This window comes from Polynucleobacter acidiphobus (assembly GCF_003065385.1).
Taxonomy (GTDB): Bacteria; Pseudomonadota; Gammaproteobacteria; order Burkholderiales; family Burkholderiaceae; genus Polynucleobacter; species Polynucleobacter acidiphobus.
Window position 1 is genome coordinate 1,768,760 of record NZ_CP023277.1, and the last position, 19,791, is coordinate 1,788,550.

General features: G+C 47.0%; 16 protein-coding genes. 7 read left to right on the top strand and 9 right to left on the bottom strand.

Features of this window, described 5'->3' with window-relative positions:
* Positions 1-35: 35 nt before the first annotated feature.
* Positions 36-1,781 carry an arginine--tRNA ligase gene (argS, locus tag AOC32_RS09315; RefSeq protein ID WP_108509188.1) on the bottom strand — a complete coding sequence of 582 codons (1,746 nt, stop codon included), beginning with the start codon at positions 1,779-1,781 and terminating at the stop codon, positions 36-38.
* Positions 1,782-1,818: 37 nt separating this feature from the next.
* Between argS and AOC32_RS09320 the strand changes: the two genes are divergently transcribed.
* The gene (locus tag AOC32_RS09320; protein WP_108509189.1) at positions 1,819-2,130 is read left to right on the top strand and encodes a DUF1840 domain-containing protein; all 312 of its coding nucleotides are present in this window, start codon (positions 1,819-1,821) and stop codon (positions 2,128-2,130) included.
* A 4-nt stretch (positions 2,131-2,134) separates the two neighbouring features.
* Here AOC32_RS09320 and metH read toward each other — a convergent pair whose 3' ends face one another.
* Together metH and AOC32_RS09330 are read right to left on the bottom strand one after the other, a co-directional pair.
* Positions 2,135-4,876: a methionine synthase gene (gene metH / locus AOC32_RS09325; protein ID WP_108509190.1), complete on the bottom strand. Its 2,742-nt coding sequence runs from the start codon at positions 4,874-4,876 to the stop codon at positions 2,135-2,137.
* A complete protein-coding gene (locus AOC32_RS09330) occupies positions 4,873-5,949 on the bottom strand; it encodes a homocysteine S-methyltransferase family protein (RefSeq protein ID WP_108509420.1) in 1,077 nt (358 codons plus the stop codon). Before AOC32_RS09330 ends, metH begins: the two co-directional genes overlap by 4 nt.
* Before the next feature lie 78 nt (positions 5,950-6,027).
* Here AOC32_RS09330 and AOC32_RS09795 point away from each other — a divergent pair, with 78 nt between their 5' ends.
* Positions 6,028-6,462: a PhaM family polyhydroxyalkanoate granule multifunctional regulatory protein gene (locus AOC32_RS09795; protein WP_159074936.1), complete on the top strand. Its 435-nt coding sequence runs from the start codon at positions 6,028-6,030 to the stop codon at positions 6,460-6,462.
* Here AOC32_RS09795 and AOC32_RS09335 read toward each other — a convergent pair.
* Positions 6,368-7,468, bottom strand: coding sequence for an MBL fold metallo-hydrolase (locus AOC32_RS09335; RefSeq protein ID WP_108509191.1), 1,101 nt, complete (start codon positions 7,466-7,468; stop codon positions 6,368-6,370). The two genes, AOC32_RS09795 and AOC32_RS09335, sit on opposite strands and share 95 nt — an antisense overlap.
* Positions 7,469-7,505: 37 nt before the next feature.
* Between AOC32_RS09335 and aceK the strand changes: the two genes are divergently transcribed.
* Together aceK and AOC32_RS09345 are read left to right on the top strand one after the other, a co-directional pair.
* Positions 7,506-9,299 carry a bifunctional isocitrate dehydrogenase kinase/phosphatase gene (gene aceK / locus AOC32_RS09340; protein WP_108509192.1) on the top strand — a complete coding sequence of 598 codons (1,794 nt, stop codon included), beginning with the start codon at positions 7,506-7,508 and terminating at the stop codon, positions 9,297-9,299.
* On the top strand, positions 9,296-9,493 hold the full coding sequence (locus tag AOC32_RS09345; protein ID WP_108509193.1) for a DUF1289 domain-containing protein: 198 nt from the start codon (positions 9,296-9,298) through the stop codon (positions 9,491-9,493). Before aceK ends, AOC32_RS09345 begins: the two co-directional genes overlap by 4 nt.
* Here AOC32_RS09345 and acuI read toward each other — a convergent pair.
* Positions 9,483-10,466, bottom strand: coding sequence for an acrylyl-CoA reductase (NADPH) (gene acuI, locus AOC32_RS09350; RefSeq protein ID WP_108509194.1), 984 nt, complete (start codon positions 10,464-10,466; stop codon positions 9,483-9,485). The two genes, AOC32_RS09345 and acuI, sit on opposite strands and share 11 nt — an antisense overlap.
* A 90-nt stretch (positions 10,467-10,556) precedes the next feature.
* On the opposite strand from acuI, the gene AOC32_RS09355 reads away from it, so the two are divergent.
* From AOC32_RS09355 to AOC32_RS09365, 3 genes are read left to right on the top strand one after another with little or no spacing between them, the layout of a single operon-like run.
* The gene (locus AOC32_RS09355) at positions 10,557-10,835 is read left to right on the top strand and encodes a hypothetical protein (RefSeq protein WP_108509195.1); all 279 of its coding nucleotides are present in this window, start codon (positions 10,557-10,559) and stop codon (positions 10,833-10,835) included.
* Between the two features lie 8 nt (positions 10,836-10,843).
* A complete protein-coding gene (locus AOC32_RS09360; protein WP_108509196.1) occupies positions 10,844-11,347 on the top strand; it encodes a flavin reductase family protein in 504 nt (167 codons plus the stop codon).
* Positions 11,347-11,991: a glutathione S-transferase family protein gene (locus AOC32_RS09365; RefSeq protein WP_108509197.1), complete on the top strand. Its 645-nt coding sequence runs from the start codon at positions 11,347-11,349 to the stop codon at positions 11,989-11,991. Before AOC32_RS09360 ends, AOC32_RS09365 begins: the two co-directional genes overlap by 1 nt.
* Here the strand turns inward: AOC32_RS09365 and AOC32_RS09370 are convergent, their stop codons facing one another.
* The 4 genes from AOC32_RS09370 to glmS all read right to left on the bottom strand — a co-directional run bounded on the left by AOC32_RS09370 (position 11,992) and on the right by glmS (position 19,789).
* Positions 11,992-15,048 (bottom strand): efflux RND transporter permease subunit, encoded by a 3,057-nt coding sequence (locus tag AOC32_RS09370; protein ID WP_108509198.1) that lies wholly within the window; start codon positions 15,046-15,048, stop codon positions 11,992-11,994.
* Positions 15,045-16,187, bottom strand: a complete 1,143-nt coding sequence (locus tag AOC32_RS09375) for an efflux RND transporter periplasmic adaptor subunit (protein ID WP_108509421.1) — start codon at positions 16,185-16,187, stop codon at positions 15,045-15,047. Before AOC32_RS09375 ends, AOC32_RS09370 begins: the two co-directional genes overlap by 4 nt.
* Before the next feature lie 167 nt (positions 16,188-16,354).
* A complete protein-coding gene (locus AOC32_RS09380; protein WP_234409751.1) occupies positions 16,355-17,917 on the bottom strand; it encodes an efflux transporter outer membrane subunit in 1,563 nt (520 codons plus the stop codon).
* Between the two features lie 39 nt (positions 17,918-17,956).
* Positions 17,957-19,789, bottom strand: coding sequence for a glutamine--fructose-6-phosphate transaminase (isomerizing) (glmS, locus tag AOC32_RS09385; protein WP_108509199.1), 1,833 nt, complete (start codon positions 19,787-19,789; stop codon positions 17,957-17,959).
* Positions 19,790-19,791 lie beyond the last annotated feature (2 nt).

Here is a 19,791-nt window from a genome sequence, read left to right on the forward strand (position 1 = left end):
AACTCTTGCTCAAAAATGCGAGCAAGCCGCTTAAATTACATCTTTTGCGGGGCACTAACCCCTAATATTTTTAGGCCATTTTCCAAGACTTGCCGTGTAGCAGCCAACAAGGCCAAGCGTGCTAATTTAAGATGCTCGTCGTCCACCAAAACGCGGTCTGCGTTATAAAAGGTATGAAAGTCGCCGGCGAGTTCACGCAGATAGAAGGCAACCGCATGAGGGGCCAAATCGTGCGCAGCATTGGCTAATACCTCCGGATACTCAGATAATCGCCGCAATAAGTGATCGGCCGCCTTACTGTCAAGCAGACTCAAATTCGCATGCTCTAAGGCGCTAGACTCCCCGCCCCATTGCTGAAGAATCGAACAAATCCGTGCGTGGGCATACTGCACATAAAAGACGGGATTCTCATCATTCTGTTGCAAAGCTAGATTCACATCGAATACAAATTCGGTATCCGCTTTACGCGAGATCAAGAAAAAGCGAACTGCATCGCGCCCACGCTGCAACGCCAGATTTCGCTCATCATCGGTCATTTGTGGATGAATGCCGCCAGACCATTCGACCAAATCTCGCAACGTGACATAGGAGCCAACGCGCTTGGAGAGTTTGACCTCTTCACCATCGCGAATGACCGTGACCATCTTATGCAACACATAATCGGGATAGGTGGTTGGAATTGGCCAATTACGTTTTTGTGCTACTCCCTGTATTCCAGAGCGGACTCGAGCAATCGTGCCATGATGATCACTGCCCTGAACATTAATCACTTTTTCAAAACCACGGCTCCATTTGTTGATGTGATAAGCCACATCTGGAACAAAATAGGTATAGCTACCATCGGACTTGCGCATTACACGGTCCTTGTCATCACCATCTAAAGTGGTCTTTAGCCATAAAGCGCCATCGGCTTCATAGGTTTTATCAACTGCTTGAAGATCGCCAATAACCTGCTTAACGCTTCCATCGGTATACAAAGAAGATTCCAAATAAAACTGGTCAAATTGCACGCCAAAGGTCTTCAAGTCAATATCTTGCTCTTTGCGCAAATAGGCCACTGCATATTGACGGATTTTCTCTAGATCAGACGGATCATGCCCAGCACCTTGGTAAGACTCGGCAATCTCAGCAATGTACTCACCGTTGTAGGCCTCTTTGGGCCAATTGGGGCTTTTGGGATTCAAACCCCGTAAACGCGCCTGCACCGATAGCGCGAGATTATGAATCTGAACTCCGGCATCGTTGTAATAAAACTCCCGATGCACATCAGTATCTTGGCTGTCTAAAAGATTGGCCAATGCATCACCGAGAGCTGCCTGACGCCCGTGTCCAACATGCAAAGGTCCGGTGGGATTAGCAGATACAAATTCAATCATGGCCCGCTTGGGCAGGCCCGGGTCTGACGTACCCATGCTATCCCGACGGCCAAAACCTGCACCCTCACGTAATATAAGTCCCACCACCGCAGACTTGGCCGCAAGACTCAAACGAAAATTAATGAATCCGGGCCCAGCAATTTCAGCGCTTGCAATCAGTTGTCCGTACTCAGGAAATTGATTTAATTGGCCAAGAATGGCTTGTGCCAACTCGCGCGGATTGGTCTTCCAGGCCTTCGAAATTTGCAAAGCAATATTGCATGCAACATCGCCATGGTCGGCAACTTTGGGTCGCTCTAAATGCGGAATCGGAAACTCACCGGCTGCGAGTCCACGCTCTTGCGCTAGGGCATTCAGAGCATTAGTGATGCATTGCGTGAGCTGAGTTTTTTGGCTAGACAACATAGAGATGAAAGTTTATCAGTGATGGTAAGCTTGATGCATGATTCATCAATTCCAGACCAAAAATGCAGCCCCTGTCATCATGCTCGATGACCTAACGCATCGAATTTTTAATGCCATTGGCCGCCCATTCGAGAATCAGGGTATTTTTCTGCCAGAACAAATTCCGGGATACATCGAACGGCTGCAGGCTGCGATTGATGCTGAACACGATAAGGCGCCTAGCTCAGGTACTGGCGATGACGAGGATCAATCGACCGATCCTGACCTCTTGGGACGAAGGGCTTACCCCTTTCTTGAACTACTGCGTCAGGCGCTAAAAAACCAGGAGCCGGTGGTCTGGGGTGTGTGAACCACTAATCCAAAGAGCTGGCTAGCGATCGCTTAATGTGATCAAGCGATTGTCCGCTTCGCTTGGCTAAATCATCTGCCTGATCCATCCCGATCTTTCCGACATTGAAGTATTGGGCATTCGGATGGGCCAGATAGAAACCGCTCACACTCGATGCAGGATTCATAGCCAATGACTCTGTGAGACTCATGCCAATTTCGTCTGCCTTTAGGGCGGCAAACATCGCCTGCTTGACATCATGCTGGGGGCAGGCTGGATAACCAGGAGCCGGACGAATCCCTTGATACTTTTCATCGATTAAATCATCTGGGCTTAGTTGCTCATTGGCCGCATATCCCCAAAGATCGGTTCGGATCCGCCAATGCATGAGCTCCGCAAATGCCTCCGCTAAACGATCGGCCAAAGCTTTGAGCATGATGGCACTGTAGTCATCGTGTTTGGCCATAAATTGAGCGACTTTTTCGTCAACCCCATGACCTGTAGTCACCGCAAAGCAACCTGCGTAATCGCGCACACCACTAGCTTTACTGGCGACATAGTCTGCTAAACACCGATTTGGGCGCATTACACCATCGACAATAGGGCGCTCGGCTTGCTGTCTTAAGTTATGCCACACAAGGAATGGTTGCAAGCGCTCCTCATCGGCATAAAACAAAATATCGTCACCATCACTATTGGCAGGGAAAAGACCAATCACTGCATCGGCCTGGAGCCATTGGCCTTTAATGAGTTTTTCCAGCATAGCCTGCGCATCCTGGTAGACACGGCGGGCCTCAATCCCTACAACCTCATCGTCCAAAATGGCAGGGAATTTACCTGCCAGATCCCAGGTCTGAAAAAATGGGGTCCAGTCGATGAACTTAGCAATCTCAGCCAATGAATAATTTTTAAAGACCCGTCGACCAATAAATTTTGGCTTAATAGTTTGACTATTCACCCAATCAATTGACTCACGATTGGCACGAGCAGCTTCTAGACTAATTAATGGGGTACTCTTTCGATTCGCATGCTGCTGACGAATACGCTCATAATCATTCAGCAAATCCTGCACAAATTTCTTTGCTCCCTCATCGGAGAGCAAACTCGATGCAACCGAAACAGAACGAGATGCGTCCGGTACGTAAACTACTGGACCTTCGTAGTGTGGCGCAATCTTAACGGCTGTATGGACACGCGAAGTTGTTGCACCGCCAATTAGTAATGGGATTTTTTTCTCCCTAAAATGTGGATCCCGTTGCATTTCTTGGGCAACATAGGTCATCTCTTCTAATGAGGGCGTAATTAATCCAGATAGGCCAACGATATCGGCATTTTCTTCCTTCGCCTTCTTTAGAATTTGATCGCAGGGAACCATTACCCCCATGTTGACCACTTCAAAGTTATTGCATTGCAAGACAACGGTTACGATGTTTTTTCCAATATCGTGCACATCGCCTTTGACCGTTGCAATCACGATTTTGCCCTTGGCTTTACTCTCTCCGCCAGCTGCAACCAATTGCTTCTTTTCCTCTTCGATATACGGAATTAGATGGGCCACGGCCTGCTTCATGACCCGTGCACTCTTGACCACTTGAGGCAAGAACATCTTGCCAGCACCAAATAAATCGCCCACCACATTCATTCCGTCCATGAGGGGTCCCTCAATCACCTCAATGGGCCGCCCGCCCGAGCCCATAATCTCAGCACGTAGCTCCTCGGTATCGTCGACAATAAAATTGGTGATGCCATGAACAAGTGCATGGGTTAAGCGCTCGCGCACAGGTGCCTCGCGCCACACTAAATTTTCTTCTTGCTTGATGCCCCCACCCTTGTACTGATCCGCAATCGCGAGTAAACGCTCCGTCGGCGTTTGTCCGTCTTTCTCCTGAAAGCGGTTTAGGACCACATCTTCAACACGCTCTCTTAACTCAGGGTCTAGGTCAGCATATACGCCAAGCTGTCCCGCATTCACAATTCCCATATCCATACCCGCCTGAATCGCGTGGTACAAAAAGACCGTATGAATGGCTTCACGCACCCGGTCATTACCTCGGAAGGAGAAGCTCACATTCGATACGCCACCACTTACTTTAGCGGCTGGTAAGTGTTCTTTAATCCAACGGGTAGCATCGATAAAGTCCACCGCATAGTTATCGTGCTCTTCGATCCCCGTAGCAATCGCAAAAATATTGGGATCAAAAATAATATCTTCGGGCGGAAAGTCCAACTCGTCAACCAAGATCTTGTATGAACGTTGGCAAATTTCTATTTTTCGTTGATAGGTATCGGCCTGGCCTTTTTCATCAAAAGCCATTACAACCGTAGCCGCGCCGTAGCGTTTAATCAATTTTGCCTGCTGCCTAAATTGCTCCTCGCCCTCTTTCAAGGAAATTGAATTAACAATCGGCTTCCCTTGAATACATTTCAGTCCCGCCTCGATGACAGTCCACTTGGACGAATCAATCATGATAGGTACTCGAGCGATATCAGGTTCAGAAGCAATCAGATTGAGAAAGCGCACCATCGCTGCTTCTGAATCCAACATGGCCTCGTCCATATTGATATCAATCATTTGGGCGCCATTCTCAACCTGCTGACGGGCAACTGCGAGCGCTTCATCAAACTGATTATTCAAAATCATGCGCGAGAACGCTTTTGAACCGGTCACATTGGTGCGCTCACCAATATTTACAAAGCCAATCTGGGGCGAGATATTGCAAGGCTCTAGCCCGGATAAGCGCATTGGCTGCATCGTTGCTTTACTCATGCCACTTCCTCGGTCCGGTCACTATGAAAAGGCCTGGGCTTTCGTTTAGTCATCGCCTTTGCAATTTGACGAATATGGTCAGGGGTTGTTCCACAACATCCTCCGACCAGATTGACTAATCCATCACGAGCAAATTCATCGACAAGCCCTGAGGTGACTTCGGGGGTTTCATCAAAACCCGTATCACTCATTGGATTTGGCAAGCCAGCATTCGGGTAGCACGAGACCGCTGTATCGCAAACGCGCGCCAATTCAGCAATATAGGGTCGCATTAATGCTGCACCAAGAGCGCAATTTAATCCAAACGTCAGAGGCTTAATATGGCGCAAACTATTCCAAAATGCTTCGACCGTTTGCCCCGAAAGAATTCGGCCCGATGCATCGGTGACCGTTCCTGAGATCATCACCGGTAAGCGCTCACCGGATTCTTCAAAAAATTCATCAATGGCAAACAATGCGGCTTTGGCATTGAGCGTATCAAAGATGGTTTCCACCAATAGCAAATCAACGCCGCCCTCAAATAGTCCTTCGACTTGTTCACGATAAGCAGCACGCAAACTATCAAAATTAACATTACGAGCGCCTGGATCGTTCACATCTGGCGAAATACTCGCAGTCTTTGGAGTCGGTCCAATTGCGCCGGCCACAAAACGGGGTTTATCCGATGTTGAGTATTCATCGCAGGCTTGACGCGCGAGCTTCGCTGCCTGCACGTTCATCTCGCGCGCCAGCTCAGGCATTTTGTAATCGTCTTGTGCAATCGACGTAGCACCAAAGGTATTGGTCTCAATTAAATCAGCGCCTGCCTCAAGGTATTGCCGATGAATATCCAAAATCGCTTCTGGTTGAGTAAGCACCAGTAATTCATTATTACCTTTGAGATCAATCGGATGATTGGCAAAGCGCTGCGTGGTTTTTAAACCCCGATAATCCTCTTCAGTAAATTTTTTCTGCTGAATCATGGTCCCCATGGCCCCATCCAGAATTAAGATTCGTTCTCTTAATAAGGTAGGAAGAATGGCGCCTCGGGTGTACGGCGAGATAGGCTTTAATTGACTTCCTTGGGATTGCATTGGCGCAGAACTCGTATTAATCTTCATTGACCCACCATTTTATCGATAATGTGATTATTTAGCCCGCGAGGAGAGAATATGTTTGGCGCAATACCCGACTTTAACCAAAGCCTAGAAATGTTCAAAACGATGTGGGGTCAGAATGCCACTGGGGCTCCTGGAGCTTCTTTTATGCCAGACATGAGTGGCGGCATGTCAGGCTTTAATAGCGCAATGCCAACCTTCGATATTGAGGAATTGGATAAGCGCATCAAAGACCTCAAAAGCGTTGAGTCTTGGCTGAGGATGAACCTCAATGTTCTAAAGTCAACCATTCAGACCCTTGAAGTGCAGCGTGCCACTCTCATGGCAATCAAATCATTTGGCGAGGCGATGGCCAACCCTCCCAGCCCATCGGGCGCCGAGGGGTCCTCAGAATCTAAGTCGAGAGAGCGCAAAAGCGCCAAATCCCGTCCGCGCTCAAAGAGCGCTGCAAGATCTTCTGGTGCCACAGATAGTTCAAATGAGCAATAGCTTCGCCCATGGCAAAGCTAAGCTGATGGTTATCAAGCGGTCGCCGAAATAGGACTGGAACGATCTCATACGCAGTTCGCGGCTCTTGACAGGCCATCACGGTCTCACTTAACCGAGCACGGTGATGCTCATGTAACTGCTCAATCCGTTCATGTAAGCCCACAAACGGTTTGCCATGCGATGGCAAAACGAGCGTTTTAGCAGGCAATGAGCGCCAACGATCAATCGATCGCAAATAGAGGTCTAAGGGGTTTGCATCCGGATCGGCGTCATAGACACTGACATTGGTCGAGATACGAGGCAAGACCATATCGCCCGAGATAAAGATTCCTTGGGATGCGCAATAGAGCGTAGCATGTTCAGGTGCATGCCCATAGCCCATCGATACGACCCAATCATGCTCGCCGATTTGAATATGGTCACCATCCATGATACGACGATACCGTTTAGGCACTTCAGGCACCAAACGACTGTAATAATCTGCACGACTACGAATGCGCTCAAGATCTTCGGCATGCTGCAAGCCATGGCGCTCATAGTGATCAGCCGTTCCGCCATTACCTGGGGTAGAACCAATCGCAGTACCGCCCTCCTTACTGCTTAACCATTGGGCCATCAGAAAATCGCTCATCGAGATCCATAACCCGACCTTCCAGCGCTCACATAAATAATGGGCAAGGCCAATATGATCTGGGTGCATATGGGTCACTAACACTCGCAAAATAGGCAAACCTTGGAGATGATTGGCAAAGATGGATTCCCAGCATGACTTTGTAAGGTCGTTCGTAATTCCACAGTCAATAATGGTCCAACCCTCCTGGCCATCCAATCGATCCCGTAAAAGCCATAAATTAATGTGATCAAGGGCAAATGGCAGTGGCATCCGTATCCAATACACACCTGGAGCAAGTTCTAATGTTTCTCCCTGCGCCACTAGGGTCTCCCCATATGGATAGACCAATTGCTTTATTGCATGATTATTGTCTGTAGGGCCTGACTGGGTCATCTTTGAATCCTAATTAATTGCTAGATACACTCTTGGTATGAACAATCCATTTCCCAAACTATTATCGTCGCAAGTTGCTTTTGATATGGCCCAAACTCTCCTTCAAGGATTTATGCGCCATTACAGCATTTTCAGAGACGCTGGCCGCTTGGCCAAAGCAGCATTTGAGAACCAAGATTGGCATGGTATTCGCCAGCTACTACGCGATCGGATCACCTTTTATGACCAACGGGTCCTTGAAACAGCGCACCACCTTGAAGAAGAATTTGATGCACCCGCCTTATCCGATGAAATTTGGCAACAGGTGAAACTGCATTACATCGGTCTTCTATCGAATCTTCATCAGCCAGAGTTAGCAGAAACATTTTTTAACTCGGTCACCACACGGATTCTGGCAAGTAAATATTTCAATAACAAATTTATCTTTGTACGCCCCACGATATCCACCGAATATTTAGAAAACGATGAGGCGCCCTCAAAGCCATCTTACCGGGCTTACTACCCTGGCGATATTCAGGGTCTTCAAGCTGTCCTCAAAAGTTTAATTAGCAGTTTTGATCTTAAAAACTCTTTTGAAAATTTAGATCGTGATCTTGAGCTAACAACCAAACTCATCAAGCAGTCTCTCTCGGACACAACGAGCTCAACGGATTTTCAGATTCATGCCCTAAGCACGCTATTTTTTCGCAATAAGACCGCCTACATCATGGGGCGCATCATTAATGGAGAAAAGATTTCTCCATTAGTGCTGGCTCTGATGCACAACCCAAAAGGTGAATTACTTATTGATGGTATCTTGCTATCGGAAGTTGACCTGCGTCTTATTTTTAGTTTCACGCACAGTTACTTCTTAGTCGATATGGAGGTACCATCGGCTTATGTCACGTTTATGCGAAGCCTCTTACCGCATAAACCCCGGGCTGAGCTCTACAACATGATCGGACTGCAAAAACACGGTAAAAATTTGTTTTATCGAGACTTCCAGCATCACCTGATGCATTCCACCGATCAATTTCGAATCGCCCCCGGAATACGGGGTCTAGTGATGCTAGTGTTTGATCTACCGAGCTATCCCTATGTATTTAAGCTCATTAAGGATTATTTTCCGCCTCCCAAAGAAACCACCCGTGATCAAATTATGGGGAAATACCAATTGGTTAAGCAGCATGATCGGGTTGGACGAATGGCTGACTCTCTGGAATTCTCCAATGTTGCCTTTCCCTTAAATCGGTTTACCCCCGAATTACTAGCCGAGCTTGAGGAGCACTGTGCATCATTACTTGAGTTTAGCGGTGGCGAAGGCCCTGATGCCGAATTAGTCATCAAACATCTTTATATCGAACGGCGCATGACCCCTCTTAATATTCGCCTTCAAGAGGGCTCGCCCGCTGAAATTGAGGATGGCGTGATTCAGTACGGCGAAGCGATAAAAAATCTCATCGCAGCTAATATTTTCCCGGGCGACTTGTTGTATAAAAACTTTGGGGTCACGCGCTATGGGCGAGTTGCCTTTTATGACTACGATGAAATTGAATACTTAACCGATTGCGAAATCCGCGAAGTTCCTGCACCACGCAATGAAGACGATGAAATGGCAAGCGAGCCCTGGTATCGCATTGGTCCTAAAGATATTTTTCCGGAGACTTATAAAACATTTTTACTTGGTAATGATCAAATCCGTGATCTGCTACTCAAGCACCATGCTGATCTATTCCAACCGGCAATGTGGCAATCGTATAAGAATCGTTTACTTGCAGGCGAAATTCCTGACTTCATTGAGTATGATCAGTCGTTACGGCTTAGAAATATTTTCCCGGACAATTACCGATGATTCGAAATCTAGATGGCAGCATTGGCTCACCATGCGTCAACTGGTGTGAAATGAATCCAAGATCAAACTACTGCTATGGCTGCTTTCGAAGCATTGATGAAATCGCAAATTGGTCTATCTTAAGTGAGACAGAAAAGGAAGCGGTTTGGTTGGCGCTTGCCTTACGACAAGCAACTGCAAACTCTAGCGATTAACATCCACAATCACCCGACCACGAACCTTACCGTTCATCAGATCCTCAGCATATTGAATGCTCTCGCCCAAAGAAATTTCCTTAGCAATCGCCATTAATTGCTCAGGTTTGCACAAGGATGCGAGCTGGGCCCATGCCTCAATGCGTTTTTGCTTTGGTTGAGTAACACTATTAATTCCATAGAGGGTAACGCCTCGCAAGATGAATGGGGCAACCGTGGCCGGAAAATCCATTCCCTGTGCTAGACCGCATGCGGCAACCGCACCATTGGCTTTAGTGGCAGCGCATGCATTGGCTAAGGTATGACTTCCCACTGAATCAACTACTCCTGCCCAACGCTCCTTCGCCAAGGGTTTGCCTGGCTGAGATAAGGAGGCGCGATCAATCACTTCGGATGCGCCAAGTGATTTCAAATAATCTACTTCCTCAAGGCGGCCGCTACTAGCGACAACGGTGTAGCCCAATTGATGCAAAAGACTAATTGCAAAACTACCTACACCACCGGCTGCACCGGTCACCAAGATTTCACCATCGGCAGGCTTTAGACCATGTTTTTGAAGCGCCATAATGCACAGCATGGCGGTATAGCCGGCTGTACCAATGGCTAAGGATTGTTTGGGCGTAAATGCCTTAGGCAATGGAATTAGCCATTCAGACTTTACGCTTGCCAACTGGGCCAAGCCCCCCCAGTGAGACTCCCCCACACCCCAACCGTTTAATACAACCAGGTCACCAACTTTAAACTCAGGACTCTTGCTTTCAATGACCTCGCCGGTTAAGTCAATTCCGGGGATCATAGGAAATTGCCGAACGATTGGTCCCTTACCTGTAATTGCTAAGCCATCCTTGTAATTTAAGGTGGAGTAATGCACCTTAATCCGGACATCCCCCTCTGGCAGGGCGCTCTCATCAACGTCACTTAATTGGGCACGATACCCTTGTTCGTCTTTATTAATTAAAATGGCTTTAAACATGGCGGATTCCAAAATAGATTAAATATTGAATGCGTGTACTTTATTAAAACCGTTTATCCTACTGTTTCAGGATCGATTATGGGGCTTTTCATGAAACGTATTGTATTAATAGTTGCGACCCCTCTTGTTTTAAGTGCGTGCGCCTCGACCGGGCTAACCATGTCTTTGGGTAATATGCGCCTCATTAGCTCGAGCGCCGATCCTCAACAAGTGATGGATTTTGCAAATAAAGTCTGTAAAGATGACTTTTATATGGGCGCCAGTTTTATTTCTAAGGCGGGCAAAGATTATCGGTTTAAATGCGTCAGAGCCGATGAAAATGAAGTTCTAATTCCCATTCCCACTACCAAAATCAATCCAGCCAAGTAAAGTTTTCATTGCAGACTCAATTCTCATCCCTCGAGCTAAGACAAGCGTTTTCTAGCTTTCCAACTGGTGTCACCGTAATCACCGGGCTTAATTCTGATAAAAAACCGGTCGGCATTACGGTCAGCTCATTTAATACCGTATCCCTATCGCCCCCCCTCATTTTATGGAGCATTGGGAAACAATCCGACCTGAAAGATTATTTTGGTGTTGGACAACGACAGCTGATTCATGTCTTAGAAGCCAATCAAAAGGATCTAGCCTTAATTTTTGCCAAGCAGATCAAGAAAAATATACTTGAACTAAACCATAACATCAATAGCAGTGGTTTATATCAACTCAGAGACTGTGCGGCCTATTACGAGTGTGAGACCGTTGCAGTGCATGAGGGTGGCGATCATCAAATTATTGTGGCTCGCGTTTTAGCTATCGAACACGATCCTGATTTGCAACCATTGCTGTTTGCACATAGCCAATTTACGCAACTCGCATTTGATCCGGAAGGGAGTCTCTGATGATGACGCTTTGGGGCAGAAAATCATCCATTAATGTTCAAAAAGTATTGTGGATACTTGCCGAACTGGGCCTTGTTGAAGGACGCGACTTTGAGCGGATCGATGCGGGTCTCCACTTTGGCGTTAATAAAACGCCCGAGTTTTTAGCGCTAAACCCCAACGGTTTGGTGCCGACTTTACGAGATGGTGAGCTAATCCTTTGGGAATCAAATTCTATCTTGCGCTATCTGGCCCATAAGTACGCTGATCGCAAGCGCTTCCCTGTTGAACTTGCGCCGATGGCAGCCTCTGATAAATGGCTCGATTGGCAATTAACAACCTTGTGGCCAGCTCTGCGGATCCCATTCTTAGGATTAACGCGCATTCCTGAGGCCGAGAGAGACTACGCGGCAATCCTTAAGGCATTCCAAGAGTCCAATCAATTGCTCGGAATTCTCGATAGTGTTTTGAGCAAGCAGGCTTATTGTTCGGGATCTAACTTCCACTTGGGTGACATCGTTCTAACCTTATGCGTCAAGCGCTGGTTCATGCTGAGCGATCAATACCCAGACAAAACGGGTCCACGCGCAGAGTTAAATCACATTACCCGTTGGTACGACCAGATTTGCAAATCAACCCAATTTACCAAAGCAGTTGAACAGTAATTAAACCTGCTTAAATTTCTTTTGTTGGTGATCGGCACCGATGTAGAGATACATCGCTGGCACCACAAATAAAGTAAATAGTGTGCCGATTGCAAGGCCAGTAAAGATCACAATTCCCATTGATTGACGGCCGGCTGCCCCAGCGCCTGAGGCAATCACGAGTGGAATAACGCCCAATACCATCGCAGCGGTCGTCATCAAAATTGGGCGCAGACGTACACTACTTGCCTCAATAATGGCTTCTAGCTTTGATCGTCCTGCCACTTGAAGTTCATTGGCAAACTCCACCATCAGAATTCCGTGTTTACTAATTAATCCCATTAAGGTTACTAATCCCACCTGGGTATAGACGTTTAAAGTGGTAAATCCAAGGTTGATAAAGATTAATGCCCCAAATAATGCGAGCGGCACCGAAACCAGAATAACCAAAGGATCACGGAAGCTCTCAAACTGAGCGGCAAGAACCAAAAAGACGATTAATACGGCAAACATCATTGTCACCAAAAATCCACCCGACTCGGCCTTAAACTGACGCGATGGCCCTGCGTAATCAATCGAGTAGCCAGATGGCGCAGCCTCTTTAATGGTTTGCTCCAGAAAATCCAAGACCTCCTCTTGCGAGACAAATGGCGTACTGACACCACTAATCGTCGCTGAATTTAATTGCTGAAAACGATTAATGGATTGGGGTACGACGCGACTTTGTATCGTCGCAATGGTTCTCACCTGAATCATCGCCCCCGTCGGGGTTTTAATGTAGTAGTCCAAAATCTGATCAGGATTTAAACGATCCGCCTGCTTCACCTGTGGAATGACCCGATAGGAACGGCCTGCAACCGAGAAGTAATTAACAAAGCCGCCGCCCAGGGCAGCGGATAAGGCATTACCCACATCGCGCTGGGTCATCCCTAAAGCAGCGACTTTCTCACGATCAATTTGCAATACGTCCTGTGGTTTATCGATCTTTAAATCTGAATCGACGAAGAAGAACATGCCGCTTTGTCTGGCTTTATCGAGGACCGCTTGCGACACCTCATTTAAATTGGAATAGGGCTCTGTTGTATTAATGACCACTTGAACTGGAAAGCCCTGAGCACCTGGTAACGCTGGAAACTGGAATGCGGCAATGCGCGTGCCCGCAATACTATTCCATTTATTTTGCAGATCTTCTTGGAATTTACTGGCACTGCGACTGCGCTCGCCCCAATCTTTCATAATCACGCCACCAAAACTTGAATTTGGACTGGTGATCTGAAACATTTGTTTATATTCGGGCTCTTTACTTGCAATCTGAAAAACTTGATCGGCATACCCTTGCATTTGATTTACGGTCGAATTGGGTGGTCCAACCGCTGAAACTAAAACAATACCCTGGTCTTCAGTGGGAGCAAGTTCAGAGCGCGCGGTCGCATAGAGATACACAACACCGATTAGCAACAACACGCCCATCACGATGATGACCTGCCAGGTTGATAACAGATCTCGCAGAGTATTCTGATACGAATGTCGCACACTCTCAAATACTCGATCGATCTTCTTCACAAAAGGAGACATCTCTTCCTCTTGCGAAAATAGTCGTGAACACATCATCGGCGATAGCGTTAATGCAACCACCCCAGAAACTGCGACCGCACCCGCTAAGGTAAATGCAAACTCGGTGAATAGGGCCCCCGTTAACCCCCCCTGAAATCCAATCGGGATATAAACAGCGATCAATACGATTGTCATCGCCAGAATCGGATTACCCAACTCACGCGCTGCAATCAGGGATGCCTCAAGCGGCGACTTACCTTCTTTCATGTGGCGATCAACGTTTTCAACCACAATAATGGCGTCGTCCACCACCAAGCCAATCGCTAACACCAAGGCTAATAATGTCAATAGGTTGATTGAGTAGCCAAGGACTTGCATCATGAAAAACGTGCCAATCAATGACAATGGCATGGCCAGTACGGGTACCGCAACCGCACGGTAGCTACCTAAAAATAGGTAGATCACGACTGTCACAATAATTAAAGCCTCTAGCAGCGTTTGGACCACTTCCTGAATGGAGGTATTAATAAAATCAGTCGAGTCATACACAATCTTGGCATTTAAGCCAGTTGGCAATTGCTTCTGAATATCGGGAAATGCATCCCGAACCCGCTTAGCCACATCCAATAGGTTTGCATCGGGTGCGACCTTAATACCAATAAAGACTGACTGCTTGCCATTAAATGCCACATTGTTGTTGTAATCTTCAGAACCCAAAGTGACCGTTGCAACCTGGTCTAAATACACAATGTCTGCACCATTGCGCTTAATAATTAATTTACGGAATTCGTCTAAAGAATGGAGGTCAGTATTGGCCACTAAATCCACCGAAACCATTTGCCCCTTAGTACTTCCCACGGGGGCTAAATAATTATTGGCGGCCAGTGCTGCATATACATCGTCTGGAGCAACACCAAGGCCTGCCATTCGGTCACGATCGAGCCAGGCACGAAGAGCAAATTTACGACCACCTAAGATTTCGGCATTTTGCACACCGTTAATTGAGTCCAACTTAGGCTTAACGACGCGTAATAAATAATCAGTAATGCTGTTATTAGCGATGTCGTCGCTATAAAAACCCATATACATTGCCGCAGTCGTTTGACCCACTTGTACTGTCAAAATCGGCTGTTGTGCTTGCGGCGGCAATTGATTACGCACCGAACTAATTTGCGTATTAATCTGAGTAAGCGCCTGATTAGCATCGTAATTTAGGCGCAGGGTAGCAGTAATCGTGGAAACGCCACTAATGCTAATCGAGGATAAATAATCAATGCCCTGGGCTTGAGCAATGGCTCCTTCCAAAGGCTGGGTAATAAATCCTGCGATTGTCTCCGGATCCGCCCCAAAATAAGTGGTTGTAATGGTCACTACTGCATTTTGAGTTTGGGGATACTGATTAACGGGCAATGAACCAACTGCTTTGAGACCCAATAGCAAAATCAGCAAGCTCACCACGATTGCAAGGACAGGGCGACGAATAAATAAATCCGTCCATTGATGGCGCTGAAAATCTTGACTCATTGCTCTTGTGGTTTTGGATCCGGTGAATTGGCTGGCAAGACACTGTTATTCACGATTAAGGGGGTGCCATTCTTCAATTTCAATTGCCCACTAGTGACAACCGTCATACCAGGCTCTAAACCTTTGAGAATGGCAACCTGGTCACCCCGGGTGGGTCCAGTCGTGACAAACACTTGCTGCGCCTCAAGCACAGGCACGCCTTTTTTATCCAAGCGATTGGTTTTCTTGGCAATAAATACGGTGCTGCCATACGGATTGTAAGTAACAGCGGTTTGAGGCAGGGTCAGTAACTCAACCTTATCGCCCAAATTAATATTGACGTTCGCAAACATCCCAGGCAAGAGCTTCTTATCTGGATTGCTAATTTGAGCCTCAATCTGAATATTACGGGTATTAAGCTCAACCTTAGGACTGACGGCCGTAATCTTTCCGACAAATGGCGTTTCTTTAAATGCATCAGTCTGCAACTCAATGGTTTGACCCACCTCGATAATCCCAGCCGAGCTTTGCGGCAAGGTGAAATCCACAAAAATAGGATCAATGGTCTGCAAGGTTAATAGCTTGTCACCAGGATTGACGTACTGTCCAGGATTAATTGTGACGATGCCAACCCGACCGCTAAATGGAGCCTTGAGATTCTTTTTAGCAATCAAAGCAATTTGCTGTTCTACCTGCGCTTGCTTTGCCTTCATATCCGCGGTGCTGGTGTCATAGACATTCTTGCTGATCGCCTGAATCGCTAATTGAGCCTTATCGCGCTCATTAATCACCTTCGCTAAATCCGCCATGGCTTTTAAAGAGTTCAGTTGGGCGACATCGGCGGAGTCATTGAGCTTAATGAGTAATGAACCTTCTTTAACATCCACACCAGACTTCACCGGAACCTTGACAACCAATCCGCCAACTTCGGTACTGAGATCAACACCTCGGAATGCGCGCACATTACCGACACTGTTCATCCGGGGTTGCCATTCTTGTTTTTCAATAACCGTGGTGGTGACCGTTGCAGGTGGAATTCCCATACCAGCCATAAACTGGTTAAACATAAATGTTTTTAATTGGTTAAATCCGAAAATTAGGCCTAACAAAATAAATACCCCAACTAGCATCACAATCATGCGACGCTTCAAGGGGGGCATTTGCATTAAGGCAGCGTATGTTTTGGTCTTTTTAAAACGCTCACGTGGGCGCAAACGAGCGCCAATCCAAGCAAATGGCGCCCAGATCAGTCTGAGAGTTTTCTCAGTGAGAAGCGTATTTTTTATCCACGCTATGAATTGATGAACTAGATTCATGAATCGATCTCTTAATGACTTTGTTTAGGCGAGTTAACTTGCTCACTGGCCTGGGCCTGAAAAGCGGGGCCACTGCGATTCCACCAGCCACCACCCAGCGCAGCAAATAATGCGGCAGTATTCGCAAACCGACTTGCTTGCACATCAATCAAGCGGAATTTAGTTTGCTGATACTGTCGCTGAGCAATTAATACTGCGAGATAACTACCAGTACCGAGTTTATATTGTTCCTCTAATAAATTGAGGTACTCCAAAGCATTACGCTCTGCCTCTGAAGCAGCCCGCAGCGCAAGCGCATCACTCTCAAGAGCTTGCAGCGCATTTGCTACTTCTTGAAATGCATTCAGTACAGTCGCTTGATACTGAAATACCGCAGCCTCATAGGTAGCAATAGCGCCACGTCGTTGAGCTAGCAATGCACCTCCCTGGAACAAAGGCTGAAATACCCCGCCAGCCACAGACCAAATGGCAGCATTTGGTCCGAATAGGGCACCAGTCGTTAAGGCCTGCGAACCCATCGCACCACTTAAAGAAATTTGAGGTAAAAGATTAGCAGTTGCTACGCCCACCAGTGCATTCGTTGACTTGATATATGCTTCGGCCGCACGAATATCAGGGCGTTGACGAACCAGATCCGATGGAATCGAAAGTGGAATGCGTTCTGGTAGGTTTAGTTTAGCGAGATCAAACTTAGCCAACTGTGCATTACCAGGAAAATCGCCCACATAAACTGCCAATTGATTTCGGGTGAACGAAAGATTCTTATCAATATTCAACAAATCAATTTGTGAGCTAGCCGCAAGCGAAACCTGTGAAGTTAGATCAACGCGGGATGCTGTTCCTATTTCTAACTGCTTACTAATTAAATCAGCCAGATTTTTCTGGGACTCGTAAATTTCTAAATTGGATTGATATTGAGCACGAAGTGCTGCCTCGCGAATCGCAGTAGTAACAATGTTTGCTGTCAAACTTAGATAAGCGCCCTCCAATTGAAATCCAGTAATTTCAGCCTGCGCTTGAGCACTTTGCACAGCACGTCGCGCCCCTCCAAATACATCCAAGTTGTAATTTACGGAAACCGAGGTGTTATACAGATTGAATATGTTTGGATTACCTGAGCTCAGCCCAAAGGTCGATGGAGTAATTTGTTGGCGCGTTGCAGATGCCCCCAAACCAATACTTGGAAACAATAAAGATCCAAAGGCTGCGTTCGCATTCTCTTGGGCAGCACGCAAGGTTGCATCCGCTGAGGCTAGGGTTGGGTTGCGTTTTAGAGCCTGCTTAATAAGCGCATCTAGTTCAGGGGAACGATATAGGGACCACCACTCCGCGGGAATATCGGCGGCAGGATCTAAGGATTGTTTCGTTCCTCCGACACTCGGCGCTGTTGCCAACTCTGATGAAACTGGTTTTTCTGTATACGTAGCAACTTTTGGAGCTTCGGGCTTTTTAAAGTCGGGGCCGACGGCACAGGCTGTGAGGCCAAGGCAAACCAAAAGACCAAAACCATGCTTAAGTGGATTTAGCGAAATGAAATGACAGAGAGAACATTGAGAATCGAAAAGGCTCTTCACACCTATTATTTGACCACAAGGAGCTTACTTTTGGATGAATTACTCGACCGTAACGCTTTTGGCTAAATTACGGGGTTTATCAACATCCGTACCAAGGGCTACTGCGGTGTGATAAGCCAAGAGCTGGAGCGGAATAACGTGTAATAGCGGCGATAAATTACCGTAATGCTCTGGTAAGCGAATCACCTGGATACCCTCTTCACTTTTAATTTCCGTACCCTGATCAGCAAAGACATAAAGGCGGCCGCCACGGGCTTTGACCTCTTGCATATTTGATTTCAGCTTTTCGAGCAATACATCATTGGGTGCTACGGTGACAACCGGCATCGCCTCAGTCACCAAAGCAAGCGGCCCATGTTTTAACTCGCCAGCCGGATAGGCTTCCGCATGAATGTAAGAAATCTCTTTTAACTTGAGGGCGCCCTCAAGAGCGATCGGGAAATGCAAGCCGCGCCCTAAGAAAAGCGCATTTTGACAATTCGCGAACGCTTGACTCCAGGCAATAATTTGTGGCTCTAGTGCCAATACGGCATGGATTGCTTGAGGTAAATGGCGTAAATCCTCGAGTACTTTTTTCTCAGCAAGGGGTGATAAATGCCCCGAGCGTTTGGCAATCGTATTGGCCAATAAGTACAGGGCAACTAATTGGGTAGTAAACGCTTTGGTAGAGGCTACCCCAACTTCAGTGCCAGCGTGTGTCAAAAAGTGCCATTTGGTTTCTCGTACCATCGCACCCGATGCCACATTACAAATCGACAAGCTAAGAGGATGACCAAGCTGTTTGGCATGACGCAAGGCTGCCAAGGTGTCTGCCGTTTCTCCAGATTGGGAGACAACCACAATCAAAGTTCTTGGATTTGGAATCGATTGTCGATACCGGTATTCACTAGCAATTTCAACTTGCGTTGGAATCTTTGCAATGTCTTCAAACCAATATTTAGCGACACAAGCTGAGTAATAACTTGTCCCGCAAGCAAGAATCAATACCTGATCAAACTCCTGCCATTCTTGCGTATTCGCAGCAAACAAAGCCGGGCCAAGTTCGGCGATATTGGCAATTGTGTCGGAGACCGCACGGGCTTGCTCAAATATCTCTTTTTGCATGAAGTGCTGATAGGGTCCTAATTCAACTGCTTGTGCTTGAACAGGCATTGGTGTAATTTCCCGCTGCATCGCCTGACCCGTTCGATCCCAAACCTCAAACCCATTGACAGTCAAAGCAACCAGATCGCCCTCTTCTAAATAAGCCATGGTTTTGGCTTTACCTGCTAATGCAAGTGCATCTGAGGATAAATAGTGGCCATCATCACCGATTGCAATAATGAGGGGTGAGCCGGCACGAGCGCCCACGAGGAGATGGGGCTCGGCTTGAGCAATCACAGCAATCGCATAAGCACCTCTTAATTGTTCTATGGCTTGTGCAACTGCTCTCTTTAAATCTGGCTTGCCAAGTTTAATAAATTCCTGATGAACTAAATGAGCAATGACCTCGGTATCAGTTTCTGATTCAAACACATAACCAGATGCTTTTAACTGATCGCGTAGTACCTCATAGTTTTCGATAATGCCGTTATGCACAACCGCAATTTGCCCATTCGAAATATGGGGGTGTGCATTATGCGTATCGGGTCTGCCATGCGTCGCCCAACGCGTATGCGCGATCCCAACCTGACCACAAAAGTCCTGGGCTTGCTTTGCCAAGTCGGCCACACGGGCAGTGGTTCTGGCTCGCTCGATCGGATGACCCGCTTGCTGACTATCAATCACGGCAAATCCGCAAGAATCATAACCCCGATACTCTAGGCGTCGCAGTCCCTCGATTAAGGTATCGACGACATTTGTTTTGGCAACTGCTCCAACGATTCCACACATAA